Origin of the sequence: Phragmitibacter flavus (assembly GCF_005780165.1) — a bacterium.
GTDB classification, from domain to species: Bacteria; Verrucomicrobiota; Verrucomicrobiia; order Verrucomicrobiales; family Verrucomicrobiaceae; genus Phragmitibacter; species Phragmitibacter flavus.
Genome location: NZ_VAUV01000031.1, coordinates 1 through 21,854, shown reverse-complemented (window position 1 = coordinate 21,854; position 21,854 = coordinate 1). Strand labels below are relative to the sequence as shown.

Here is a 21,854-nt window from a genome sequence, read left to right as displayed (position 1 = left end):
ATGGACTTCGCGGGTAGATGTCGCCATGTTCTGTGGTCAAACCTACGTTGCGTGATCGCTGGATCGAGCTATTGGGGGCTGCCGGTGGTGAAGATGGTGGAGATTTCGGCGGGGGTGAGGGCGGTGTGGTAGATGGCGAATTCGTCGATGGAGCCGTTGAGGTTGCGGATGGGAAAATTGCTGGGGGAGGTGGGCAGGCCCCAGTTGCCGATTTCGCAGGGGCCGTAGGTGATGGGGCGTCCGGGTTGATGAAGAGGGGAGATGGCGCGGCTGACGGGTTTACCGTCAAAGTATTGGATGACGGTGCCGTCGGTGTTGTTGTAAGTCACGGCGATGTGATGCCAGCGTCCGAGAGTGTCGGAATGGAATACGGGAGGGCTGTAGTAGATCTGGTTGTATTTGGTGGAGGGCGGGACGTGGTCGGGTTGATGTTTGATGGAAAACATCAGGCTGCCATCTTCAAAGATCTGCCAGTGAGGTTCGCCGTTTTCGTAACCGTCGGTAAGCAGCAGGGAATTGTATTTTTTGTCGACCGAGTCAACTTTGATCCAACAGGAAAAGGTGAGGGCGTTGTAGGTGCCGTCGAGGTTGATGCGCACGCGGTCGCCGGGGCGTTTGAATTCAAGGGCTTGTTTTTGCGGCCAGCGGCCCTGGGTCCAGCGGGCACCGACGGCACCTCCGGCGCGTTGATCTTGTGGGGGTAGGGTAAGGTTGTTGATGAGTCGATCCCATGGGTCGGCACTTTCCTGGTTGAACAGATAAAGGGCGATGAGTCGGGGATCGTGGCGGGATTGTTGGGATGAGGATTTCCAGGATTCGAAGCGTTGGTTCTGACGCTGTTGAACGAGGTCCTGGATCTGGCTGATGGGGAGGAAATCTTGAGAGGTTGAGGAGGTGGTGGCGGGCGAGAAGGTCATGCCTCGGGTGAGGCTGGCGGGTTTCTGTCGAGGAGTGTGGGCGATGACTTCGCCATCGAAGACATGCACGGCGCTGGTTTGATCCTGAACATTGAGGGCGAATTCGGTGCCGAGGTCTTCGAGTTTCATGTCGGGGGCGTGCATGAGGAAACCTTTGGCGGCGGGCGGGACGTGAACTCGGACGCGACCACGTAAACAACGGGCTTCCCAGGCGGAGATGATTTCGATCTCGGCGCTGCCTTCGATCAGGGCGGTGGCTCCGCTGAAAAATTCAATTTGGGCGAGGCCTTGGTCGATGCGGATGATGCCGGGACTGAGGGTGTCGCTTCGGGAAAGAGTGGTGTCTTTAGCAAACTCGGCGTCGAGGGTTTGGCTGAGAATGGCGACGCCGTTGGAGGTGGGTTCCAAATTGGATGGCGGGGGTTGGAACAGGTAGATGCCAAAGGCGATGGTGGCGGCGAGGGCGATGAGAGAGAGGGTGGTGGCGGGTCTCCATCGAGGGGCGCGGATGGGGGTTTCCGAATTTCTTTGCTCCTGGAGTCGACCGGTGTTGATGGCGGGTTGCTGAAGCAGGCGGGCGTGCTGGTCGGCGAGTTCAAGATAGTGTCGGCGTGCCTGCCAGTCGTTGCGCAGATGGTTTTCAAGTTGTTGCAGTTGCTCGGGCGTGATCTCACCGTCGAGCCGGGCATGGATGAGGGTGGTGAGATTCATGAAGGGGAAATGGAGGAGAGCTGTTGGGTGACGCATTCATGCAGGCGCTGGCGAAGCATCTCCAAATTGCGAAAAAGGGTGCGGCGGGTGAGGGCGGAGTGTTGCATGATCTCCTCTGCGCTTTGGCGAAGGGCGTAGCGGCGGGTGATGAGATCTTTTTCGGAAGCGGTCAGTTTTTCGAGGCAGTGGTCGAGATGATGAAGGCGTTCTTCGAGTTGGGGTTCGATGTGGGCGCGTTCACTGGCGAGGAGGTCGACGATGTCTTCGCTGAAGAGAACCAGAGGAGAGCGGGAGTTTTTTTCGCGGTGTCGTTGCACCTGGAGATAGGCGAAGCGGTAGGCCCAGGGGAGGAAGGGGCGGGTGGGATCGTATTGGTCGAGTTTACGGAACAGGGCGAGGCTGGTTTCTTGAAGGATGTCGCGGGCATCGGCTTCACGCGGCACAAGGCTGAAAATGTAGCGGAAGAGTTGATCCTGATGCTGGGTGAGAAGCAGGACCAGGTTTTCCGTGCTGGAATGGGATGAGGGGTCGACCATGCGATTAATCCATTGATCAAGCGATGAGGTCCTTGATGACGGTGCCGCCGAACTGGCTGAGTTGTTTGAATCGACCGCCGTGGTAGAAGGTGAGTTTGTTGTCGTCGAGGCCGAGGAGGCGGAGGAGGGTGACGTGAAAATCGCGGATGTGGGCCTTGCCTTCGACGGCCTGCATGCCGAATTCGTCAGTCGCGCCGATGGTGTGGCCGGCGTTGCAGCCGCCTCCGGCGAGCCAGATGGTCATGGCGTTGGGATTGTGGTCGCGTCCGTAAGCGGTGCCGCCGCGCACGCCGTTGTCGGGAGTGCGCCCAAATTCTCCGCACCAGACGATGAGGGTGCTGTCGAGCAGGCCGCGTTGTTTGAGGTCGGTGATGAGAGCGGCGATGGGTTGATCGACGCCGCGCACGAGGTTGTCGTGGGCGCGTTCAATGTAGTCGTGGCTGTCCCAGGAGCCGTGATAAAGCTGAACGAAACGGACGCCTTTTTCGACGAGTTTGCGGGCGAGGAGACACTTGCGTCCGAAGGCATCGGTGGAGGGGTTGTCGATGCCGTAGAGGGTTTTGGTGGCAGGATCTTCGTTGGTGAGGTCGAGGACTTCGGGGATCTGCATCTGCATGCGGAAGGCGAGCTCGTAGTTGTCCATGCGCGCGGTGAGTTCGTCGTGATAAGGATGTTCGGCGGCGTGGCTTTGATTGAGCTGGGCGATGAGGTCGAGATTTTTGCGTTGGTGTTCGGTGGTGATGCCAGCGGGTGGGGAGAGATCAAGAATGGGCGATCCTTTGGGGCGCAATGGCGTGCCTTGAAACTGGGCGGGAAGGTAGCCGTTGCTCCAATTGGCGGCGCCGCCTTGAGGGTAGCTGACTTCGGGAAGGACGATGAAGCCGGGGAGGTTTTGGTTGAGGGAGCCGAGACCGTAGTTGATCCATGCGCCGATGCCGGGGTCGCCGCCAAACCGATTGCCGCAGTTCATCTGATACATGGCGGTGGGGTGGTTGACGCTGTCGACGGTGCAACCGCGGAAGAAGCAAAGGTCGTCGGCGACCTTGGCGAGATGGCTCCAGTTTTCGGCCATGTCGGCTCCGCTTTGTCCGGCCTTGATGAACTTGAAGGGGCTGCGCACGTAATAACGTTTGCCGCTTTCCATGGCGGATTTTTGCTGGCCCTCGCGGGTGAATTCCTTGAGGTGCATGCGGTCCAGGAGGGGTTTGGGATCGAAGGTGTCGATGTGCGAAGGACCGCCTTCCATCATGAGGAAGATGACGTTTTTGGCCTTGGCGGGAAGGTGACCTTGTTTCTCCTGGGCAGCGAGCAGGGAACTGAAGGCGACGCTGCCGAGTGAGGCACCGAGGCTGTAAAGGAAATCGCGGCGCGTGGGGGCATGCAGGGCACGGACGCCGGCGCAGGGGAATTTGTTAGTAGACATAAGCGAACTCGTTGGTGTTGAGAAGGACGAGGCAGACATCGGCCAGGGCTCGGGTGCGGGCGTCGCAGTCGGAAGGCTGAAGGTCGGGGATGAAGTCAGCGTTGGCGTGGAGTTTTTCGATGAGGGTAAACTTCTCGCCGGTGTTTTCTTCGACGGCGCTGTGGCGGACTTCCAAAGGTGGCTTCATGGGAGTGAAGGTGGCGGTGGATTGAATCGTTTGCATGGCGCGCCAGTGAGCAAGGCAGGCGGTGAGTTCGGATGATTTGGATGGGCGTTGGTAGATGAGGGTAAAGCAGCGTTGGATGGCGGTTTCGTGGTCGTGGCCTTCCTTGATGAGGACGCGGTGGGCGAGGGCAAGGGCGCGGGCGTGGCTGTTCTGGCTGTTGAAGAGGGCGAAGACTTGCGGGGTGACGGTGCTGGTTTCGCGGCGCTCACAGGAGAAATCGGGTCCGGGCAGGTTGAAGACTTCGAGCATGGGATCGCTGAGTCCGCGAAGTTTGAGGGCGTAGAGGGAGCGGCGGTGTCGCTGGGCAGGTTGGGGATTGGGGACCCATGCGGAGGCGAAGGTGCCCATGACCTGACGGGGTTGCATGGCGGCTTCGAGGTTGATTTCGGGTCGGTTGGGAATGCCGCCGAGGGGGGGGTTGAGTTCTCCGCTGGTAGCCAGCATGGTGTCGCGAAGTTCTTCGGCGCTGAGGCGGCGGGGTTTGAAGGTGGCGTAATGTTTTTCGAGATCTTCGCGAGCGAGGGTGCTTTTGGGGGATTGCGAGCTGCGTTGATAGGCAGCGCTGGTCATGATGAGTCGGTGCAATTTTTTAAAGGATCCGCCTTGTTCGACGAAGGTGGCGGCGAGCCAGTCGAGCAGTTCTGGATGGGTGGGTTTCTTGCCGGTGCCGCCGAAGTTGTTGGGGTTTCCGGCGATGGGTTGATCGAAGTGCCAGAGCCAGATGCGGTTGACGATCGCGCGGGAGGTGAGGGGATTTTGGTCATCGGCAATCCACGCGGCGAAGGCTTTGCGTCGACCGGCGATGGAGTCGGGGATGCGGTGTTTTTTGGTGGGATCGACCACGCTGAGAACGCCAGGTTTCACGGATTGGTCGGGTGAGAAGGGATCGCCACCGGTGAGGATGCTGGTTTGCTCGAGTTCGCCGGATTGAAGAGGATTGGCCGGAGGTCGCAGCGGGGCATAAACGCTTTTCATTTCCGGGGTGCGACCGTTGTAAACGGCGAGGGCGTAGGGTTCGTAGCGATCCATTTCCCAACGCAGGCGTTCGAGGCCTTTGCGGGCGGCGCGTTCCATGCCGAATTGTTCGGGGGTGAAACCGACGAGTTTGGGAGGGAAGGAATCTTCCGCGATGCCTTGTTTGAGGAGGGTGTGGCGCGTGACGGTGAAGAGGTCGGAGGAGTCGCGACGTTTGCGGGTGGTCTGTTCAACGGCGGCGTTCCATGCAGCGGGGTCTTTGGCGTGTTGTTGGAACCAGGTTTGGGCGTTTTGAAGCTGGACTTTGTCGAGGGCGGTCAGCGTTTGTTGATGTTCTTCGCGTTTGAGTTGGAGGTAGCGGCGTTCGTCGAAATTGGCGGTGTTTTCGGTGGGGAGGAAGGCGGAGTCGCGTTCGGCGATCTGGGTGGTCGCGAAGACGGCCTGGATGGAATAATAATCGATGGTGGGGACGGGATCGAATTTGTGGTCGTGACACCGCGCGCATTGCAGGGAATGGGCGAGGAAGGTTTCGCCGACGCTATTGGTGACGTCATCGAGGAAACGTTGACGGGCGATTTTGGGGACTTCCATGCCGGTGAGTTCCCAAGGGCCCATGCGAAGGAAGCCGGTGGCGATGAGCATTTCAGATTTCCGATTGGAGATTTGAGATGGCTCAGAAGCGAGTTCGTCACCGGCGATTTGTTCTTGGATGAACTGGCGGTAGGGTTTGTCGTCGTTGAAGGCGCGGACGACGTAATCGCGATAACGCCAGGCGTTGCCGCGTTCGTAGTCGTTGGCGAAGCCGCTGCTGTCGGCGTAACGAACGACGTCGAGCCAGTGTTGCGCCAAACGCTCGCCGTAGTGGGGGGAGTCGAGAAGGCGGTCAATCAAGGCAAGGATGGCGGCGTTGGCATCAAGGGCGTGGGCGGCGGTGAACGTTTTGACTTCTTCAGGAGTGGGCGGAAGGCCGGTGAGGTCGAAGGTCGCGCGACGGATAAAAGTGTGAGGGTCGGCAGCAGGGGAGGGTTGAAGGGATGGAGGAAAGTGAAGGGCGATGAGTTCGTCGATGGCGGCGGGCCCGGTGGATTGGGTGTGGGGTTTGATGACGGGTTGGTAAGCCCACAGGTCGGCGGGTTGATACTTGCGGTTGGTCCATTCGGGGGAGAGACCACCGGAGGTTTTGATGGGGGTGCCGTCTTCCTTGGCCCATTCGGCTTCGTGAGTGCGGGCGATCAGTTGGACGCGTTCGTCATCGGGCCAGGGCGCGCCGCCAGCGATCCAGTCTTTGATCCATTGAAGTTGCTCGGCGTAGAGCTGGTCGGCTTCTTTGGGAGGCATGGCTTCCCAGTCGTCATGCCGACGGGTGGAGGCGAGATAGAGCGGGCTTTCTTCGGGGTTGCCGGTGATCAGGCCGGGCTGGTCACTGTCGCCTCCTTTGAGAATGGCCTCGCGACTGCGCATGTCGAAACCGCCTTTGATTTTTTCAGGCTCGTTGCCGTGACAGGCGAGGCATTTTTCGCTGAAGAGGGGTTTGATTCGGCGGACGAAAAGTTGTTCTGCGTCAGGGCTGGCCGCTGGCAGGGGAATCTGCAGGGTCAGCAGACAGAGGAATGGCAGCGCTGCCTGGCGGATTCTTTTTTTCATGATTGGCGACAATGCTATTTACGCAAAGTCGTCCAAAAGTGCCAAATTGAGGAGGATATTTTGGAGTGCGCCGCTTGGCGGCGCTTTGGAATATGGGTGGGGGGTTTCTGGCTGACGTGGGGGTGTGGAGCGATATTAAACGTGAGCCAAAGCGGTGCGGAGCACCGCACTCCAAAAGAGGAGCCATCTACGCGAGGTCGTTTTCAAGGACGATGCGGTAGCGGGCTTTGCCGGAGCGGAGGTGGTCGAGGGCGGCGTTGGCGTCGCTGAGTTTGAAGTGCTCGGTGATGGGGGCGATTTGATGACGGGCGCAGAAGTCGAGCATTTGTGCGGTGACGACGGGGCCGCCGATGGGGGAGCCGGAGATGGAGTTTTGACCTTCCATCAGCGGAAAGATGGCGACGGGGACGGGTTCGAGGACGGCACCGACGAAATGGAGCCGACCTCTGCGGGTAAGGCAGGTGAGGATGGCGTCCCAGGGGAGGGCGACGTTGACAGTGCAGATGATGAAGTCGAGGGAACCGGCGATTTTTTTGAGCTGATCAGCATCGCGTGAGTTGACGACATGATGGGCGCCCATTTGCAAAGCTTCGGCGTGTTTGGAGTCGCTGGAGGTGAAGGCGGTGACTTCGCAGCCCCATTTGGCGAGGAACTGAACGGCAAGGTGACCGAGTCCGCCGATGCCGATGACACCAACGCGGTCGGTGGGTTTGACGTTGCAGTGAACGATGGGACTGAAGACGGTGATGCCGCCGCAGAAAAGGGGGCCAGCGATGGAGAGATCGAGGGTATCGGGAACGGGAATGGCCCACATCCAGTGGCAGCGGACCCGGTCGGCAAACCCCCCGGGGCGGTTGACGATGGTGGCTTCGGCGGTGAGGCAGAGGTGCTGGTCGCCGGAGAGGCAGTGAGTGCAGGCGTTGCAGCTTTCGGACATCCAGCCGAGGCCGACGCGCTGACCGAGAGTGATGTTTTTGACGCGGTCGCCGACGGCGATGACTTTGCCGACGGCTTCGTGGCCGGGAACGAAAGGGTAGGTGGAGATGGCCCAGTCGTTTTCGAGCATCGACAGGTCGCTGTGGCAGAGGCCGCAGTATTCAACAGCAATTTCGACCTGCTCGTCACCGAGTGGGCCGGGGTCGAATTCGTAGGGTTCGAGGAGGCCGCCTTTGGTGGTGGCGGCGTAGCTGCGGATGAGGTTGCTCATGAGAGTGAGTCATGAGCAGGGGGTGGGCCAAGGGAGGAAGGTGGCGGTATCTTGCGTCACTGAAAAGCGGTGCAGAGCACCGCACTCCAAATTGAGGTCAGGCGGGGCGTTTTTGGCGCTTTTCGCGGTGAGGAAGTTTTAGGGATTCGAGCCTGGGAAGGATGGTGGGGAGGTTTTCTGGGGCGAGCGGGAGTGGCTGGGCGGGGGTGCGGTTGCGGGGGCGCATGGTCAGCCAGGGGTGAGGGAGCATTTCGGAAAGGGTCATGGACTGGCCGCCATCAAGAAGGATGCGGGAGTCGATGTTGCGGGCGTCGACCTGAAGAAGAAGTTCGCGGCAGCGTCCGCAGGGGGGGATGATGGTCTGGTTTTTGACGGCGACGATCATCTCAATCTGCGTCTCCCGATGTTTGAGCATCTCGGCAACGGCGGCGTGTTCGGCGCAGGTGCCGATGCCGCAGGTGATGTCGATGCAGATGCCGGTGTAGATGTTGCCTTGGGAGGTGAGGATGGCGGCGGATACGGAACCGGCAGCGCCGTCGTCGTTGAGGGCAAAACGACCTTGAACTTTGATGGCTTCGGCGATGAGTCGGGTGGACGGATTGATCATCGAATTTGGCGGATTGACTGAGGTGAGGTTGACCTGACGGACAGGATGAGGGGACGACAATTTTTTAGACCCAGCAGGTTGCGGGCCTATTCATATATTTAGATTCGTCTGTGGGGTTGCTGCCGGATTTATTGGTGACGTTATCGTCGAGTTCCGGTGGCGGGGGTGGTGCGCTGGCGGGCGGGGGCGTCTTCGGTTTCGCCGGATTTGTCCTTGTAAAAGAGGACGCCGCGCTGGCGGAGGTTGCTGATGAGATTGCGGAATTCGATCTTGAGCGTTTCATCGTGCAACAGGGCGGGAAGGAGTCCGTCGCCGCGGCGGATGTCGGTGGCGACATTGCCGATGGCTTTGGCGCTGCCGTCGATGGATTTCATGGCTCCATCGGCACTGCCGAGAAGGGTGTCGGTTTTTTCAAAGGTGCTGTCCAGTTTTTCGATGGCGGGATCGAGTTTTTTCATGGTGACTTCGAGCGAGGCGGCCATGTTTTTGAAGCTGGAGACAGCGTCCTTGAGGTCTTTGCTGGTCTGGTCGCCGAGGGTGTCTTCGTCGAGACGTTTGACGAGTTTGTTGAAGCTGGCGATGGCTTCGCGGAGGTCGGTGGAGCTTTGTTCGGAGAGGGCGCCTTCGTTGATGCGTTTGAGGGAGAGGCGAAGGTCGGCGACGGCGGCCTGGATGTCTTCGATGGCGAGGTCGACTTTTTTGCCGACGTTGAGGGCGGTGTCCTGAAGTCCGCCGAGACCGCCGGCTTTGGCGATCTGATCTTCGCTGATGGCGGCTCCGGGTTCGATGAAGGCACCGGTGTTGGCTCCACTGGTGCGGATTTCGATGTAGGAATCGCCGAGAAGTCCGGAGGTGCCGATGCCGAACTTGGCGTCAGTGGGGATGCGCACGGTCTCGTAGATTTCGAGGGGGATGATGACTCCGTTGAAAGTGGCGTTAAGGCGGGGGCGGTCGGAGACTTTACCGACGCGCGAACCGCCGAGGATGACGGGCGTGCCGGCCTTGATGCCAGTGCCATCGGCAAAAGGAACGGTGAGGCTGTAGGTGTCTTTGAAGATCTCGCGGACGGCGCTGAACTGGAGGAAAAGCAGGCCGATGAGGGCGAGGCCGAAGGTGAGAAAGACGCCGACGAGGATTTCGGTTTTTTTGTTGGATTCTTCCATGGCGGTGGTTTAGCAGGTGATGTGGGATCGGCCATCGATGAAGTCCTGGATGACGGGATCGGAGGAGTTGCGGAGTTCGTCGGGAGTGCCGAGAAAATAGATGACGCCTTGTTTGAGCAGGGCGACGCGATCAGCGATTTTGAAGACGCTTTTCATGTCGTGGGTGACGACAATGGAGGTGACGCCATAGCGTTTTTGCAGACGTTTGATCATTTGATCGATGACGTCGGAGACGATGGGATCGAGGCCGGAAGTGGGTTCGTCGTAGAGGACGCAGTGCGGTTTGGGGACGATGGCGCGGGCGATGCCAACGCGTTTGCGCATGCCGCCGGAGAGGTTGACGGGGAGCTTGTCCTTGTGTTTTTCGAGTTCGACGACTTCGAGGGCTTCGTGGACGCGCTGGTTGATTTCGTTTTTGTCGCGGAGGCCGCCCTCGATCAATGGGAAGGCGACGTTTTGGGCGACGTTCATGGAGTCGAAGAGCGCGGCGTTCTGGAAGAGGATGCCGATCTCTTTGCGGATGGGAGCGAGCTGACGTTCGCGCAGTCCGGTCATGCAGGTGCCGGCGACGGTGATGTCGCCTTCGTCGGGGCGCAGCAGGCCGATGAGGTGCTTCAACAAAACGCTTTTGCCTTCACCGCTGGGGCCGATGAGCATGAGGGTTTCGCCCTGGTAGACGGTGAGGTCGAGTCCCCGCAGGATGTGCTGCCAGCCGATCTTTTTGTGCAGTCCACGCACTTCGATGAAGGGGCTTTTGTTGGTGATGGGTGTCGGCATGGTGATCAGATGGGGGTGCCGAGGGGAAAGATGAAGTTCAGGAAGAAGCTGAGGAAGAAATTGACGATGAGCAGGGCGAGGGAGGAATAAACGACGGCGCGGGTGGTGCCGAGTCCGACGCCGACCGCGCCGTTGCCGGCGACGAGGCCCTGGTGGCAGGAGATGATGGTGATGAGGATGCCGAAAACGAAGCCTTTGATCATGCCGCAGAGGATGTCTTCGTGGTTGGTGTGTTCGACCACATGGGTCCAGAACCAGGGTTCGGGGACGCCGAAGCCGTAGACGACGACGAGGTAGGAGGCGAGGAGGCCGAAGGAGATGCTTTCTGCCACGAGGAGCGGCATGGAGATGAGCATGGCGACGAAGCGGGGCAGGACGAGGTAGTCGACCGGATGGACGGCCATGGCGCGCAGGGCATCGATTTGTTCGGTGACTTTCATGGTGCCGATTTCAGCGGCCATTGCGGCACCGACGCGACCTGCAACCATCAGTCCGGCGAGGACGGGTCCGAGTTCGCGGCACATGGCGACGGAGACGATGGAGCCTACGCCGGATTCGACGCCGAAGTCTTTGAATTTAAAAAAGGTCTGCGCGGAGAAGACGGCTCCGGTGAATCCACCGGTGACGATGACGACCACCTGGGAGCCGAAGCCGATGGAGACAATCTGCCGGGCGATGAGATGGACGCGCCAGACGCCGGTGCGAAAGGCACCGCCGAGGTCAACGAGCAGCTGTGCCAACTGTCCCATGTAGGACAGGAAATTGAGGAAGGCGCGGCCTGGCAGTCGGAGAATTTCCATGAACTAGATCAAAGAGGGTAACGAACCTTTGCCCCAACATGGACGCAAGCGCAAATGGGCATCTTGCAGGGGCGGTCTGGCGAAGGTGAACGTTTCGACGCAAATGAAGTGGGGATGTGGCGGCAGGCGATCGCCTTGCTTTCGTGATACGTTACCAAAAACGAGGAAAAGGTTCGCTTGTTATTTTAGGGCGAGATCCTTTTCATGTCGCGAACGTGCTGGAGGGCGGCGTCCTGCATGAATTTGAGCGCGGCAGGCGTGTTGGTGTGTCCGGCGAGGGGTTCGGTATTGAGGGTTTTTGGAATGGTGAGGGCGTTGTAGGCGGCATAGACGCTGGTGGGTGGGCAGGTGACGTCGATGAAGCCGACGGTGATGGCGGCACCTTTGCCGTGGGCGCGTTGGGCGAAGTTGACCGCATCAAGGTAGCGGGAGGTTTGCAGGGCAAGGGGATCGGGTTTGCCGGTTGCAGGGTCGTTGGGGACCATCTTGGGCCAGCCGTTGACTCGGTCGGCCTGACTGCCGGAGTGATCGCACCCGGCAGGAACCCCGGCGCAGAAGAAGCTGACACGAGAGTCGAGACCGGCGGCGGCGAAGGCCTGGTAGCCGCCCTGGCTGGTGCCGTAGACGATGAGGGTTTTGCCGTCCCATTCGGGTTGGGCGGTCAGAAAATCGATGGCGCGGATGACGCGCAGGAACATCCCGGTGAAGTAGTTTTTTTCGCGATCGGCACGACCCTCGGCGCGGTAATTGAGAAGTTCGTTTTTGGAAAGTTGCTCGTAGTATTCCTCGGGTTGGCCGTTGGGAATGCCGTGGGCGTTGATGTCGAGGGTAAGCATGCCGCCTTCGTTGGTGGCCCAGTGAACGGTGCCAAGATTGGCGCTTCGGACGCCGGCTCCATGGACAAACAGGATGGCGGGAAGGGATTTGGATTTGGCGTTTTTGGGTTTTCCGAAGTAACCGGAAACGGGAGCGCCGAGGCAGTCGACCTGGACATCGAAGGCGTCGATGTTTTTGAATGGCGCGGAGGACGTGGCGGGCACTGGCGTGAGGGTGGACTTGAGCGGGATCTTGGCCAGGGCGTCCTTTTGGTTTTGCCAGAAGGTATCGAAGTCGTCGGGGACGGGCATGCTGGGTTTGATGAGATGAGGATCGAGCGCGGCGGCGGCGAGCGTGTGGGATTTGGCGTGAGGGCTGGTGACGCGAAGCTGGAGGAAGCCGGGTTCGTCGAGGGTGCCGGTCAGGGTGGCTTTGCCTTTTTGCAGGTTGAGGGTTTGGGGAGGTTGCGCTTGGATGCCGTCTTTGGACAGGATGCAGGTCACTGGGCCGTCAATGGCTGGAGAGGAGCTGATGGTGAAGGTTGCGGGCTCTCCGGTTTTGTAGATGGAGTCGGGCCTGTCGGTGGTGGCCTTGAGGGTGACGGCGGGAGCGGTGGTGGTGGTCTCGGCGTTGAGATTGAGGATGCCGATGGCAAAGAGGAAAATGAAAGCGGAGAGGCGCATGGGAGTCAGGGGATGAAGTCGAAGGTCACTGTCGGGAGCGAAGTGACATTTAGAAAATATGAAGAGACGACGATGGTTAAGGCTCTGGCTGATGTTGGGCTTGTTGATGCTGGGCAATCAATGCCGCGCGGATGTTGTGGCAAGCTATGGCGCAAAGGTAAAGTTCAAAAAGGGCGCGGTGATGAAGTTTGCGGATTTTGATCTGAGGTATGTTGGGCAGCGCAAGGTGGCGACGCCGACGTTCAGTCGTGGGATGGTGTTTGAAGATTTTCAAGCATCCAAAGGGTCGGAGAAAGTGATGGTTTCATGGTCGGCAGGGACGGGAGACATCGGGCCGGTCGGGTTTGAGGTGGGAGGCGGTCGGTTCCAACTGGAGTTGCGCTTGGCAGACCGCATAGGCCGGCTCAAGGAAAACGAGTTGGTGGTGCGGCGGCGGTAAAGAACTGATCGGCGGTTTGATTGGTTTGGGCGGTGACTTCGGCGAGGGTGAGGCCGCGCAGGTTGGCGATGAACTCGGCGGTGTGTTTGACGAGAGCAGGCTCGTTGCGTTTGCCGCGATGAGGCATGGGGGCGAGATAGGGGCAGTCGGTTTCGAGCATGAAACTGCCGTCGGGAACGGCGCGGGCGGTTTGTTGAAGGAGTTGGCCGTTTTTAAATGTGACGATGCCGGTGAAGCTGATGAGGTGGCCTTTTTCGATGAGAGGCAGGGCGTCGTGTTCGGTGCCGGTGAAGCAATGGAAAACGCCGCGCACTTTGCCGGACCAGGGAAGGACCTGGGCGGCGAGGTCTTCGAAGCTTTCACGGTTGTGAAGAACGACGTTGAGGCGGAGTTCGGCGGCAAGCGTGAGCTGTTGTTCGAGGACGAAGGCCTGGTGGGCTTTCCACGTTTCGAGGGTGAATCCTTCGGGAGGTTGGTGGTAATAGTCGAGGCCGATTTCGCCGATGCCGACAACTTTGGGATGGGCGGCGAAGTGCCGCAGTTGATCGATGAAAGTGGTGTCGTTGGCGGCGACGGTATCGGCATCGCAGGGGTGGATGCCGACGGTGGCGAAGACTTCGGGATAGGTGTCGGCGATGTCCAGGACGCGTGGGCAGTCTTCGAGGGAGGTGGCGATGCAGATGATGCGGGTAAGCCCAGCTTCACGAGCGCGGGAGATGATTTCGGGAAGGTCGTTGATGAATTGTTTGCTGGCGAGGTGGGCGTGGGAGTCGGTCATGAAAGGCTAAAGGATAAAGGCGAAAGGATAAAACTGACTCTTTGCTTAGGATTTTTTTGCGGATACGACGCAGCGGAAGCCGGTGTGGTCGGCGGCGCTGTCGATGGCGTTGGCCATGCGGGCGCTGGGACGGTAGCCGGTGCAGTAGCTTGGGTTGCAGAGCCAGGAACCGCCTTTGATGACACGCTTTTGAATGCCGGGTTCGTTGGGGTCGTAGCTGGTTTTGGGTCCGGGAGGATTGAGTCGGGGACTGACGGCGTGGTAGTTGGGTTGATACCAGTCGGCCACGTGTTCCCAGACGTTGCCGGCCATGTCGTGGAGGCCGAATTCGTTGGGGGGGAATTGTTTGACGGGCGTGGTGCCTTTGAGGGAGGCGGCGGGGCCGCTGGCGACGGGAAAAGTGCCGATCCAGGTGTTGGCAAATTCGACGCGCTTGGCGTCTTCTTCGCCCCAAAGATAGGTCTTGGGTCCGGTGCCACCGCGGGCGGCGTATTCCCATTCGGCTTCGGTGGGGAGACGTTTGCCAGCCCATTGGGCATAGGCATTGGCGTCTTCCCAAGCGAGGCAGACGACGGGGTGATTCATGCGGTTTTCGATGCTGCTGCCGGGGCCTTGAGGGTGCCGCCAGTTGGCTCCGGGCTGGTAGCGCCACCACTGATGGAAATTGTCGAGGGTGCGCGGCTGGGTGGCGGGAGGACTGAAAACGAGGGCTCCGGGAACGAGGTCGGCGGGGTTGATGCTGGCGCGGAGGTTTTCGGGGAAGTCTTCGAGTTTGGGGGTGCGTTCAGCGAGGGTGATGTAGTTGGTGGCGGCGACGAATTGGGCGAACTGGGCGTTGGTGACTTCGGTTTGGTCCATCCAGAATCCATCGACGGCGATTTCGTGAATGGGGCTTTCGTGAGGGGAGTGATTGGAGCCCATGAGCGTCTGGCCGCCCGGGATCCAGACCATGCCTTCGGGGGTGGGGCCGGGGGCTTTGGTGTCGGTAAATTGGGGGTCCTTGGAGTTTCTGCCGCAATGAGACAGAAGACAGGAAGAGAGAAGACAGAAGAGGAGTTGCGTGGTGCGGAGGGCAAAGGGATGAAGGGCGGACATGGATCGGGTAAATAGGATGGAAGACATGGCTAACGTTGTCCTTCAGGTCTTCTGTCTTTTGTCTTGTTGTCGTTGGTCTGAATGACGGGTTCAGGCGGAAGGGTCCAGGCATTGAGCCAGGTGGAGTTGGTTTTGGTGAATCCCATGGCGAGGAGGCGGTCTTCCATGTCGGGGAGATGGGCGGCACCGTAGAAGATGGCCGGGGTCTTTTTGCCGAGGGCGATTTGTTCCTCAAGCACTTTCATGGCGACTTTGTTGCGCTCGGTGAGGATGACGGTGCCTTCGCCGGACTCCATGCCGGTGATGAGGGTTTCGACGCTGTCGAAGCTGCGACCGACGAGACGTTTAAGTTCGGTGGCGCTGTCGCTGCTGGCGAGGATTTCGAGGATTTTGAGCAGGCCGGGCTGGCTGGTGGTGACTTGGGGATTCTCCATTTGGACCTGGACGGCGCGCAGCCAAAGCGCGAGGAATCCCTCATTGCGCTCCCGCTGTTTGCTGGCGAATTCGCTGTGGGTCATGTCGGCGTGGACGAAATTCGGTTGGAAGTAGTCGATGCCTTCGAGCTGACCTTCGAGAGCGAGGGAGTTTTTGAGCGTGTTGTGAAGGGCGGGGAGCCAGGACATGCGCTGGGCGGCGGCGGTTTCGGCTTCGGCAGCGGGTTCAGGTTCAGCGGGATCGGCCACTGCGGGATTGGAAACGCTCTCCTCATCGCTGTCGACCGACATGCGTTTTTCAATGGGACCACCAACCATTTCATACAGGACGGCGTCGTGATTTTTGAAGAGGGTGTTGAGTTCGTCGAAGTAGGCTGCGTCGGCAATGTGGACCGCGCCAATGAGGGTGACGGTGACACCTTTGGGATTGCGGTAACTGGCGATGCCGGACTGGAGCCGGGCTCCGTTGGCGTCTTCCTGGAAGCGGATGAAACGGTTTTCTTCAGCTGGCGGTGCAGCTGCTGGCTTGGCCGGGTCGGCCCACAGACTGATCAGAGGGAGCAGGAGGAGGCAGGCGGCCAGCAGGGTGGGGATGCCTCGAATGCGGGTGCGGGTGGGGCTTATGACCATGACCCCACCCTACCACGGAGGGGGCTCAGCTGACAAGCGGTGTGCGTTTGGGATTTTGTGGATTTTTGCGATTAAAGAAGACGGCCCAAGCGAGGAACAGGAGTCCGATAACGATCATGAAGACGGAATAGAACTGGCCTTTGGTGATGCCCATGATAAGGCTGGAGTCGGGTTCGCGGAAGTTCTCGCTGACGATGCGGCCAATGGCGTAAAGGATAAAGAAAAGTCCGGTGAGAATGCCGTGGGAGAGATTTTTCCACTTCATGCGGATGGCATAGAGGATGAAGAACAGAAACAGGCCTTCGAGAGCACCTTCGTAAAGTTGGGAAGGATGGCGGGGGTGAAGGATGGCCTCGAGTTGGGCGCGTCCATCGGGAAACTGGGAGGCGGCGCTGACGATTTCGTGACTGTGCTGGGGAAAAGTTTGCCAGGGGAGGGTGGTGGAGGCGGCAGGGGTAAAGGTGGGCTCGTGGATTTCGGTGGGGAATTTCATGGCCCAACTGACGTCGGTGGTGCGGCCGTAGAGTTCGCCGTTGATGAAGTTGGCCATGCGACCGAAGAAGATGCCAAGTGGGGCAACGACGACGAGGTTGTCGCCGAGGCCGGTCCAGGACATCTTGTGTTTGCGGGCGAAGTAGAGGGTGAAGAGGGCGAGTCCGGCGATGCCGCCATGGCTGGCCATGCCGCCGTCCCAAAGTTTGAAAAGGCTGAGGGGATTGGCCACAAAACTGTCGAAATTGTAGAGCAACATGTAGCCGATACGGCCACCGAGAACGACTCCAAACAGGGCGCAATAGGTGATGAAGTCGGCCACCTGGTCGGGCTTGAGTTCGCCAAGGCCCTTTTTGGCGAAGCGGACGAGCAGCAGGTATCCGCAGTAGAAGCCGAGGACGTAGGCGAGGCCATACCAGTGGACGGCGAAACCTTCACCGAAGCGGATGACATGGGGGCTGAGATTGTGGAGGTAGTAGGCAAACACTTGTCCCGACACTTAAGGAGCGAATGGGATCGCGGCAAGCATTTGCTGTTGAAAGAAATGTGGCATTGGACGCGGTTGATCAATCGTCGGAGCGAATCACAACACTGCTGTTGGATCAGTGTGAATAATGCAAAGAGATTGTTTTAATAAACAGGTGGCGACAAACAGGGTTCGCAAAGCGTTGAAATAAAACCTATTTCCTTTTGAAATTTTTTTGCATTGGGATTCGTTATAGAGTAATTCTATTAGCGAACATAATGTGGAATTTGGTGGGATCGGAAATTTAACCGGATGCTGTTATGAAAACGAAACAAGCGATTGTTAATGCGTGGGCAACAAATGGTAGGCGCAGAATGCGTCAATGGGTGCTGGGTTTCAGCATTTTTGCAGTGGGTGCGACGGCTCTGGGGCAGAATCTTTTGCCTGCGGATTTTTTTGACCCGGAGTTCTCGGCGCGGAGAGCGTCGGGGGACACGGCCGGAGTGTCGGTCAATGTCAATTTGCTGGGTTTGGCCAATGCAGCGGTCTCGACCGATTTGTTGAATGGCACGCTGACGACGCAGACCATGGGAGCTGGGGATGTGACTTGGACGCATGGTGCCAAAGGTTTGGTTTATGCGGATGTTTCCACATTTTTGGGAACCATTGCTGAGGTGGATTTGTTTGCCGAGACCTACACGGACAACAATACATTGGTGTTTGGGCGTGATCTCGACCTTGATGGTTTGGGATCCATTCTGGGTGCTGTCGTTAACCCGCTGGTGAACAACTTGCTTGGTGCCAGCGTGATCAATGAGTGGAATTCGACGGCATCGCTGACCCTCGATTCGGCGCTGACAGCAGGACAACTCTACTCAATTTCGTTTGCGATTGATTCGGGGGACGGCTTGAACGTTGCGGCGTTTAGCGGAGCAAGCTTCAGCGCTTCTGGTGATGGCAGTGCCTTGACGCAGGAGGGGGGAGGACAGTTGCTGGACCTTCTGGGCCTTCTGACCTTGGGGACCACGCTTCAGGACGGAGTGGCGACCTTCAATTTCATTGCGCCGACGGCTCTGACTTCACTCGATCTGACTTTCAGTGCGGCCACTTTGGCGGATGTAAACCTTCTGGGTGGTCAAAACGGCAACCAAAATGTGTTTACCTTCAGCAATATTTCCCTGGTCCCTGTCGCAGTGCCAGAACCCGGCTCTGCTCTGTTGGTGTCATTGGGTGTTTTGGTGATGCTTCGCCGCCGTCGCTGATCGGATGATCAGGTAGTTGTCGCATCCGACTTCGCTTCAATGGCGGGGTCGGAATTGAGAGGGAGAGCGAGAGGTGAGTAGGAGAGGGGTGAAGGTTTCCGTTGAGTGACTTCACGAAAGCGCGTTTCGTAATCTTGGTGATTGGTGCCCATGAGGCGGTCCCAGAGGTTGAAATAGAGACCGAAGTTGCCGCGCATGGTTTCGTGGTGCATGGCGTGGTTGGTGGGCGTGTTCATGAACTTGCCCAGCCAGCTGTCCATGAGCCAGCGAGGGTGGAATTCATAACCGGTGTGGCCGACGACGTTGAAGGTGATTTGCCAGAGCATGATGAGGCCGAAAGCGACGGGGTGAATGGGAAAGGCGAAGGCGATGATGGGGAAGATCATGGCATGGACGAGGGCTTCGAGCGGGTCGAAGGCATAAGCAGCCCAGGGGATGGGATTGGTGGAAAGATGGTGGCCGCGATGGAAGATTTTGAAGAGGCGGCGATGGTGCATCAGACGGTGGGTCCAATAAAAATAGGCGTCGTGCAGGAGGATGCCGAGGATGATACTGAGGGCGAACCAGAGGTTGCCGTAGTCGGAGATGTTTTTATACATCTGGGTCCAACCCTGCCGGACGGCGAAGAGGGTGAGGGCACCAACGAGGCCGAAGATGATGACGGTGCGGACGGAGTAGAGCATTTCGCGGCGCACGTTTTTGCTGGCGGGGAAGGCGGGGATGACTTTTCGGTGCAGCCAGCGATTTTTGAAAAGGACGTAGCCGAGCAGCCAGGCGCTGCCGGCGAAGAGGGCGTAGCGAATGCCCAGGGCGGTGGTTGATTGGAGCCAGTTTCGTGGAATGGCGCGGAGGCGTTTGGCGGTGGCTCTTGGCCGGTTGGGATTGGCGTTGGGGGACCGCGAAGTTTCACTTCGCATTTTGGCTTTCGTGGCCGTTGTTGATGAAGGCGAAGTGGAACTTCGCGGTCCCTGGGTCTCGGCTTGAAGCGAGCCGAGAGGCAGCAGGATGATGAGGAACAGGAGGAGGGGTTTCATCGTTGGCGATGGCAACGATGGAAGTGGGGGACGTCTTGCGGACAACGGGGATTTAACACTACATGGCGGGGATGAGTTCGTTCGAAGCGGGAGCAGTGGGAACGGGCGCCTGGGGGGCTGAGAAGAGGTCGGAGAGACTGAGCATGCCGAGCAGTTTTTGGTTTTCATCGGCGATGACGGCTTTGTTGACGCCTTTGCGGACCATGGAGGCAAAGACCTCGGGAAGCGGCATGTCGGGGGCTATCATGAGGGGCGTTTTGAGGGGAAGTTCGCGCACGGTGGACTGGGGGGTGGCGACGTGGTGTTTGAACCATTCGTAGCCATCCCCACGACGGAGAAGGCCGATGACGCGCTGGTCGTTGTCGACAACGGGATAGGTGCTGTGACGTTCGGTTTGGAAAAGGTGGAGGGCGTCGTGGATCGGGGCGTTTTGGTTGATGAACGACAGGTTGGTGCTCATCATTTCGGAGACCTTGCTGTTGCGGGCCTGCTGGGGGAGCATGGCGAGGACCTGCTCGATTTCTTGGGGGCTGTCGTAGGTTTCGGCGGTGCGGTTGAAGAGGGTTTGCAGTGAGCCGATGGAGCCGACGAGTTTTTGAAACGTGCGGTCGCCGATGGCAACGAGGGTGGTGGGTTCGATGGCGGTGGCCTGGAAGCGCCAGATGTGGTCTTCGAGAAGCGCGCGTTCGCCGAAGTGGTCGCCGGTGCGGGCGGATTTGACGATGTGTCCACTGGCGTCGGTGATGTCGACGTGGCCGGATTTGACAGCGTAGAAGCTGAAGGCGGGTTCGCCGGGGTTGAACAGGATGTCGCCGGGTTCGAGGTGCATTTCCTCAAGGGGCGAGGTGTATTGCGGAGTGAGCAGGTTGATATCGCGGGCAAAGAAAAGGTCGAATGTCCATTCGCTCATGACGCGCAGTTTGCGGTCGAGACCGGGGAGTTTCATCAGGTAGATGGTGCGCCACATGAACCAGGCGATCAGACCGGAGAAGCGCATGCCGAAGATTTCCGCGACGGCCATGCGGTGGCCGATGGAGGCGAGTTCGCCGAGGCCCTGGAAGGTGAAGGGTTTGAGCGGTTTGTTCTCAAACGTGGCGATGAGATTGTCGCCCAGCGTCTGGCCCTGGCGGTAGGCGAACTGGGCGGTTTGCGGGCAATCGCCGCCGCCGGCTTTGGGGAAGATGGCGCAGTCGCCCGCGGACCAGAGATGGGTGCAGCCTTTGACCTGGCCGGTGGGTTCGACGACAATTCGACCGCGTTCGATGGGAAGGGATTTTTTTTCGGCGAGTTTGAGGATCTGGGGATTGGGCGCGTTGCCGACGGTGCAGACGACGGAGGTGGCTTCGAGTTTGGTGCCGCAGCCGAGAATGACGGAGCGGGAGGTGACGGATTTGACGCGAGAGTTGTAGCGGATGGTGACGCCCATTTTGGTGAGCATTTTGCCGGTGTAGTCGCCGAGCTGGGCGGAAAGCGTAGGGAGGAGGCGGTCGCCGCTGTGAATGAGGGTGACGGAGGTGTCTTCGAGTTTGACCTGTTCGTAATGGCTGGCCATGACGTTGAGGAGGTCGCGGATCTGGCCGGCCGTTTCGACGCCGGAGTAACCACCGCCGACGATGATGAAGCTGAGGACCTGTTTGCGGATGGCGGGATCGTTGATGAGGTTCGCCTCCTCCATGCGGGCGATGATGGAAGCGCGCAGTTTCATGGCATCACCGGCGTTGCGCATGAGGTAGGCGTGTTCGACCATGCCGGGGATGCGGCTCAGGTCGACATCGGCTCCGAGGGTGAGGACGAGGTGGTCGTAGGTGAAGGAGACGAGGCCGGCTGCGAGGCCGCCGTCGATGACGACTTGTTTTTTGTCGCAGTCGATGGTCTGGATGGTGCCGCGGAAGACATCGGCCCCTTCACAGAGGTGGCGGATGGGGTTCACGACGTGGCGTGGGGCGAGGGAGCCGCCGACGACTTCGGCGAGCATGGGTTGGAACACCATGTGGTTTTCGCTGGCGATGAGGCCGACGTTTTTGCCGCTTTTTTTAAGGCGTTTGACGAGTCGTTGGGCGCAGTAAACTCCGGCGAAACCGCCGCCGAGGATGAGGACATCGTAGTGACGCTGATCGGGCATGCTTCACAGGAGCATGTTTAGGGCCTCAAGCAAAGGGGCAAAAATGACGCATAGGGGATTGGCGGAAGGAAAGTAGAAGGCTCGTCCCGAACCTTGTTGGATAAATGAAAGGCCCGGGACGGACCTTCTACTTATTTACTTTCTGCGGCGGCGTTGGAGGAGCAGGAAGGCGAATGCGGCGGTGAGGAGGGTGGCGCGGGTGGGTTCAGGGACGACGACAAGGACGCCGTGGCTGGCGAAGAGGCTGGTATCCCATTGATAGGAGGCGGCGAGGGTGGGGAGGACGAGATCAAGTCCGGTTTCGGTGCCGAGGCGGTAGCGGTCGCCGATGGTGAAGCCGTTGTTGGTGAGATCGACCCAGTCGAGGAGGTTGAAGACATCGCCGAAGACGCCGGTGTAGCCGTTGAGGGTTTCCACCGTGATGCCACCACGAAGGTTGAGGGTGAGGTCGCCGTTGATGTCGATGAAGTCGTGGTTGCCGCCGCTGCCCTCCATGAAGCTGGCGAAGTCGGTGTCGATGTTGTCGACCCAGGCGGCGATGTTGGCGTAGTTGCCGAGGGAGGAAGAGGCGTTGCGGTTGCTGCTGGCGAGTTGCAGGACGGCTCGTTCCAGAGGAA

Annotated in this window: 19 protein-coding genes; 2 read left to right on the top strand and 17 right to left on the bottom strand. The window is 59.2% G+C overall.

The window, feature by feature from the left end; all coding sequences use genetic code 11:
• Window positions 1–68 precede the first annotated feature (68 nt).
• The 10 genes from FEM03_RS23900 to FEM03_RS23855 all read right to left on the bottom strand — a co-directional run bounded on the left by FEM03_RS23900 (window position 69) and on the right by FEM03_RS23855 (window position 12,485).
• The gene (locus FEM03_RS23900) at window positions 69–1,628 is read right to left on the bottom strand and encodes a LamG-like jellyroll fold domain-containing protein (protein ID WP_166443106.1); all 1,560 of its coding nucleotides are present in this window, start codon (window positions 1,626–1,628) and stop codon (window positions 69–71) included.
• Complete coding sequence (locus FEM03_RS23895; protein WP_138088917.1) at window positions 1,625–2,164, bottom strand: sigma-70 family RNA polymerase sigma factor; 540 nt, start codon at window positions 2,162–2,164, stop codon at window positions 1,625–1,627. The genes FEM03_RS23900 and FEM03_RS23895 overlap by 4 nt, the downstream gene beginning before the upstream one ends.
• Window positions 2,165–2,180: 16 nt before the next feature.
• Window positions 2,181–3,587, bottom strand: coding sequence for a DUF1501 domain-containing protein (locus FEM03_RS23890; RefSeq protein WP_138088915.1), 1,407 nt, complete (start codon window positions 3,585–3,587; stop codon window positions 2,181–2,183).
• Window positions 3,577–6,432 (bottom strand): PSD1 and planctomycete cytochrome C domain-containing protein, encoded by a 2,856-nt coding sequence (locus tag FEM03_RS23885; protein ID WP_138088913.1) that lies wholly within the window; start codon window positions 6,430–6,432, stop codon window positions 3,577–3,579. Before FEM03_RS23885 ends, FEM03_RS23890 begins: the two co-directional genes overlap by 11 nt.
• 187 nt (window positions 6,433–6,619) lie before the next feature.
• Window positions 6,620–7,639 carry an NADPH-dependent aldehyde reductase Ahr gene (gene ahr, locus FEM03_RS23880; RefSeq protein WP_138088911.1) on the bottom strand — a complete coding sequence of 340 codons (1,020 nt, stop codon included), beginning with the start codon at window positions 7,637–7,639 and terminating at the stop codon, window positions 6,620–6,622.
• 97 nt (window positions 7,640–7,736) lie between these two features.
• Entirely contained in the window at window positions 7,737–8,246 is a 510-nt protein-coding gene (locus tag FEM03_RS23875; RefSeq protein ID WP_138088909.1) for a cytidine deaminase family protein, read from the bottom strand.
• A gap of 140 nt (window positions 8,247–8,386) precedes the next feature.
• Complete coding sequence (locus FEM03_RS23870) at window positions 8,387–9,409, bottom strand: MlaD family protein (RefSeq protein WP_138088907.1); 1,023 nt, start codon at window positions 9,407–9,409, stop codon at window positions 8,387–8,389.
• A gap of 9 nt (window positions 9,410–9,418) precedes the next feature.
• A complete protein-coding gene (locus FEM03_RS23865) occupies window positions 9,419–10,186 on the bottom strand; it encodes an ABC transporter ATP-binding protein (RefSeq protein WP_138088905.1) in 768 nt (255 codons plus the stop codon).
• A 5-nt stretch (window positions 10,187–10,191) separates the two neighbouring features.
• Entirely contained in the window at window positions 10,192–10,986 is a 795-nt protein-coding gene (locus tag FEM03_RS23860) for an MlaE family ABC transporter permease (protein WP_138088903.1), read from the bottom strand.
• Between the two features lie 185 nt (window positions 10,987–11,171).
• Window positions 11,172–12,485 carry an acetylxylan esterase gene (locus tag FEM03_RS23855; RefSeq protein WP_138088902.1) on the bottom strand — a complete coding sequence of 438 codons (1,314 nt, stop codon included), beginning with the start codon at window positions 12,483–12,485 and terminating at the stop codon, window positions 11,172–11,174.
• Window positions 12,486–12,543: 58 nt separating this feature from the next.
• On the opposite strand from FEM03_RS23855, the gene FEM03_RS23850 reads away from it, so the two are divergent.
• Entirely contained in the window at window positions 12,544–12,924 is a 381-nt protein-coding gene (locus tag FEM03_RS23850; RefSeq protein WP_138088900.1) for a hypothetical protein, read from the top strand.
• On the opposite strand, the gene FEM03_RS23845 is transcribed toward FEM03_RS23850, so the two are convergent.
• From FEM03_RS23845 to lgt, 4 genes are read right to left on the bottom strand one after another with little or no spacing between them, the layout of a single operon-like run.
• Window positions 12,890–13,702 carry a TatD family hydrolase gene (locus tag FEM03_RS23845; protein ID WP_138088898.1) on the bottom strand — a complete coding sequence of 271 codons (813 nt, stop codon included), beginning with the start codon at window positions 13,700–13,702 and terminating at the stop codon, window positions 12,890–12,892. The two genes, FEM03_RS23850 and FEM03_RS23845, sit on opposite strands and share 35 nt — an antisense overlap.
• 45 nt (window positions 13,703–13,747) lie before the next feature.
• On the bottom strand, window positions 13,748–14,797 hold the full coding sequence (locus tag FEM03_RS23840) for a formylglycine-generating enzyme family protein (RefSeq protein ID WP_138088933.1): 1,050 nt from the start codon (window positions 14,795–14,797) through the stop codon (window positions 13,748–13,750).
• 29 nt (window positions 14,798–14,826) lie between these two features.
• Window positions 14,827–15,861 (bottom strand): TraB/GumN family protein, encoded by a 1,035-nt coding sequence (locus tag FEM03_RS23835; protein ID WP_138088896.1) that lies wholly within the window; start codon window positions 15,859–15,861, stop codon window positions 14,827–14,829.
• A 25-nt stretch (window positions 15,862–15,886) separates the two neighbouring features.
• Window positions 15,887–16,852: a prolipoprotein diacylglyceryl transferase gene (lgt, locus tag FEM03_RS23830; RefSeq protein WP_138088894.1), complete on the bottom strand. Its 966-nt coding sequence runs from the start codon at window positions 16,850–16,852 to the stop codon at window positions 15,887–15,889.
• 287 nt (window positions 16,853–17,139) lie between these two features.
• Here lgt and FEM03_RS23825 point away from each other — a divergent pair, with 287 nt between their 5' ends.
• Entirely contained in the window at window positions 17,140–18,081 is a 942-nt protein-coding gene (locus FEM03_RS23825) for a PEP-CTERM sorting domain-containing protein (RefSeq protein ID WP_138088893.1), read from the top strand.
• A gap of 8 nt (window positions 18,082–18,089) precedes the next feature.
• On the opposite strand, the gene FEM03_RS23820 is transcribed toward FEM03_RS23825, so the two are convergent.
• From FEM03_RS23820 to FEM03_RS24605, 3 genes are all read right to left on the bottom strand, one after another.
• Window positions 18,090–19,115, bottom strand: a complete 1,026-nt coding sequence (locus FEM03_RS23820) for a sterol desaturase family protein (RefSeq protein WP_240772895.1) — start codon at window positions 19,113–19,115, stop codon at window positions 18,090–18,092.
• A gap of 58 nt (window positions 19,116–19,173) precedes the next feature.
• Entirely contained in the window at window positions 19,174–21,237 is a 2,064-nt protein-coding gene (locus FEM03_RS23815) for an FAD-dependent oxidoreductase (protein WP_138088891.1), read from the bottom strand.
• A 135-nt stretch (window positions 21,238–21,372) separates the two neighbouring features.
• On the bottom strand, window positions 21,373–21,854 hold a 482-nt coding region (locus FEM03_RS24605), incomplete at its 5' end, for a hypothetical protein (RefSeq protein WP_166443105.1).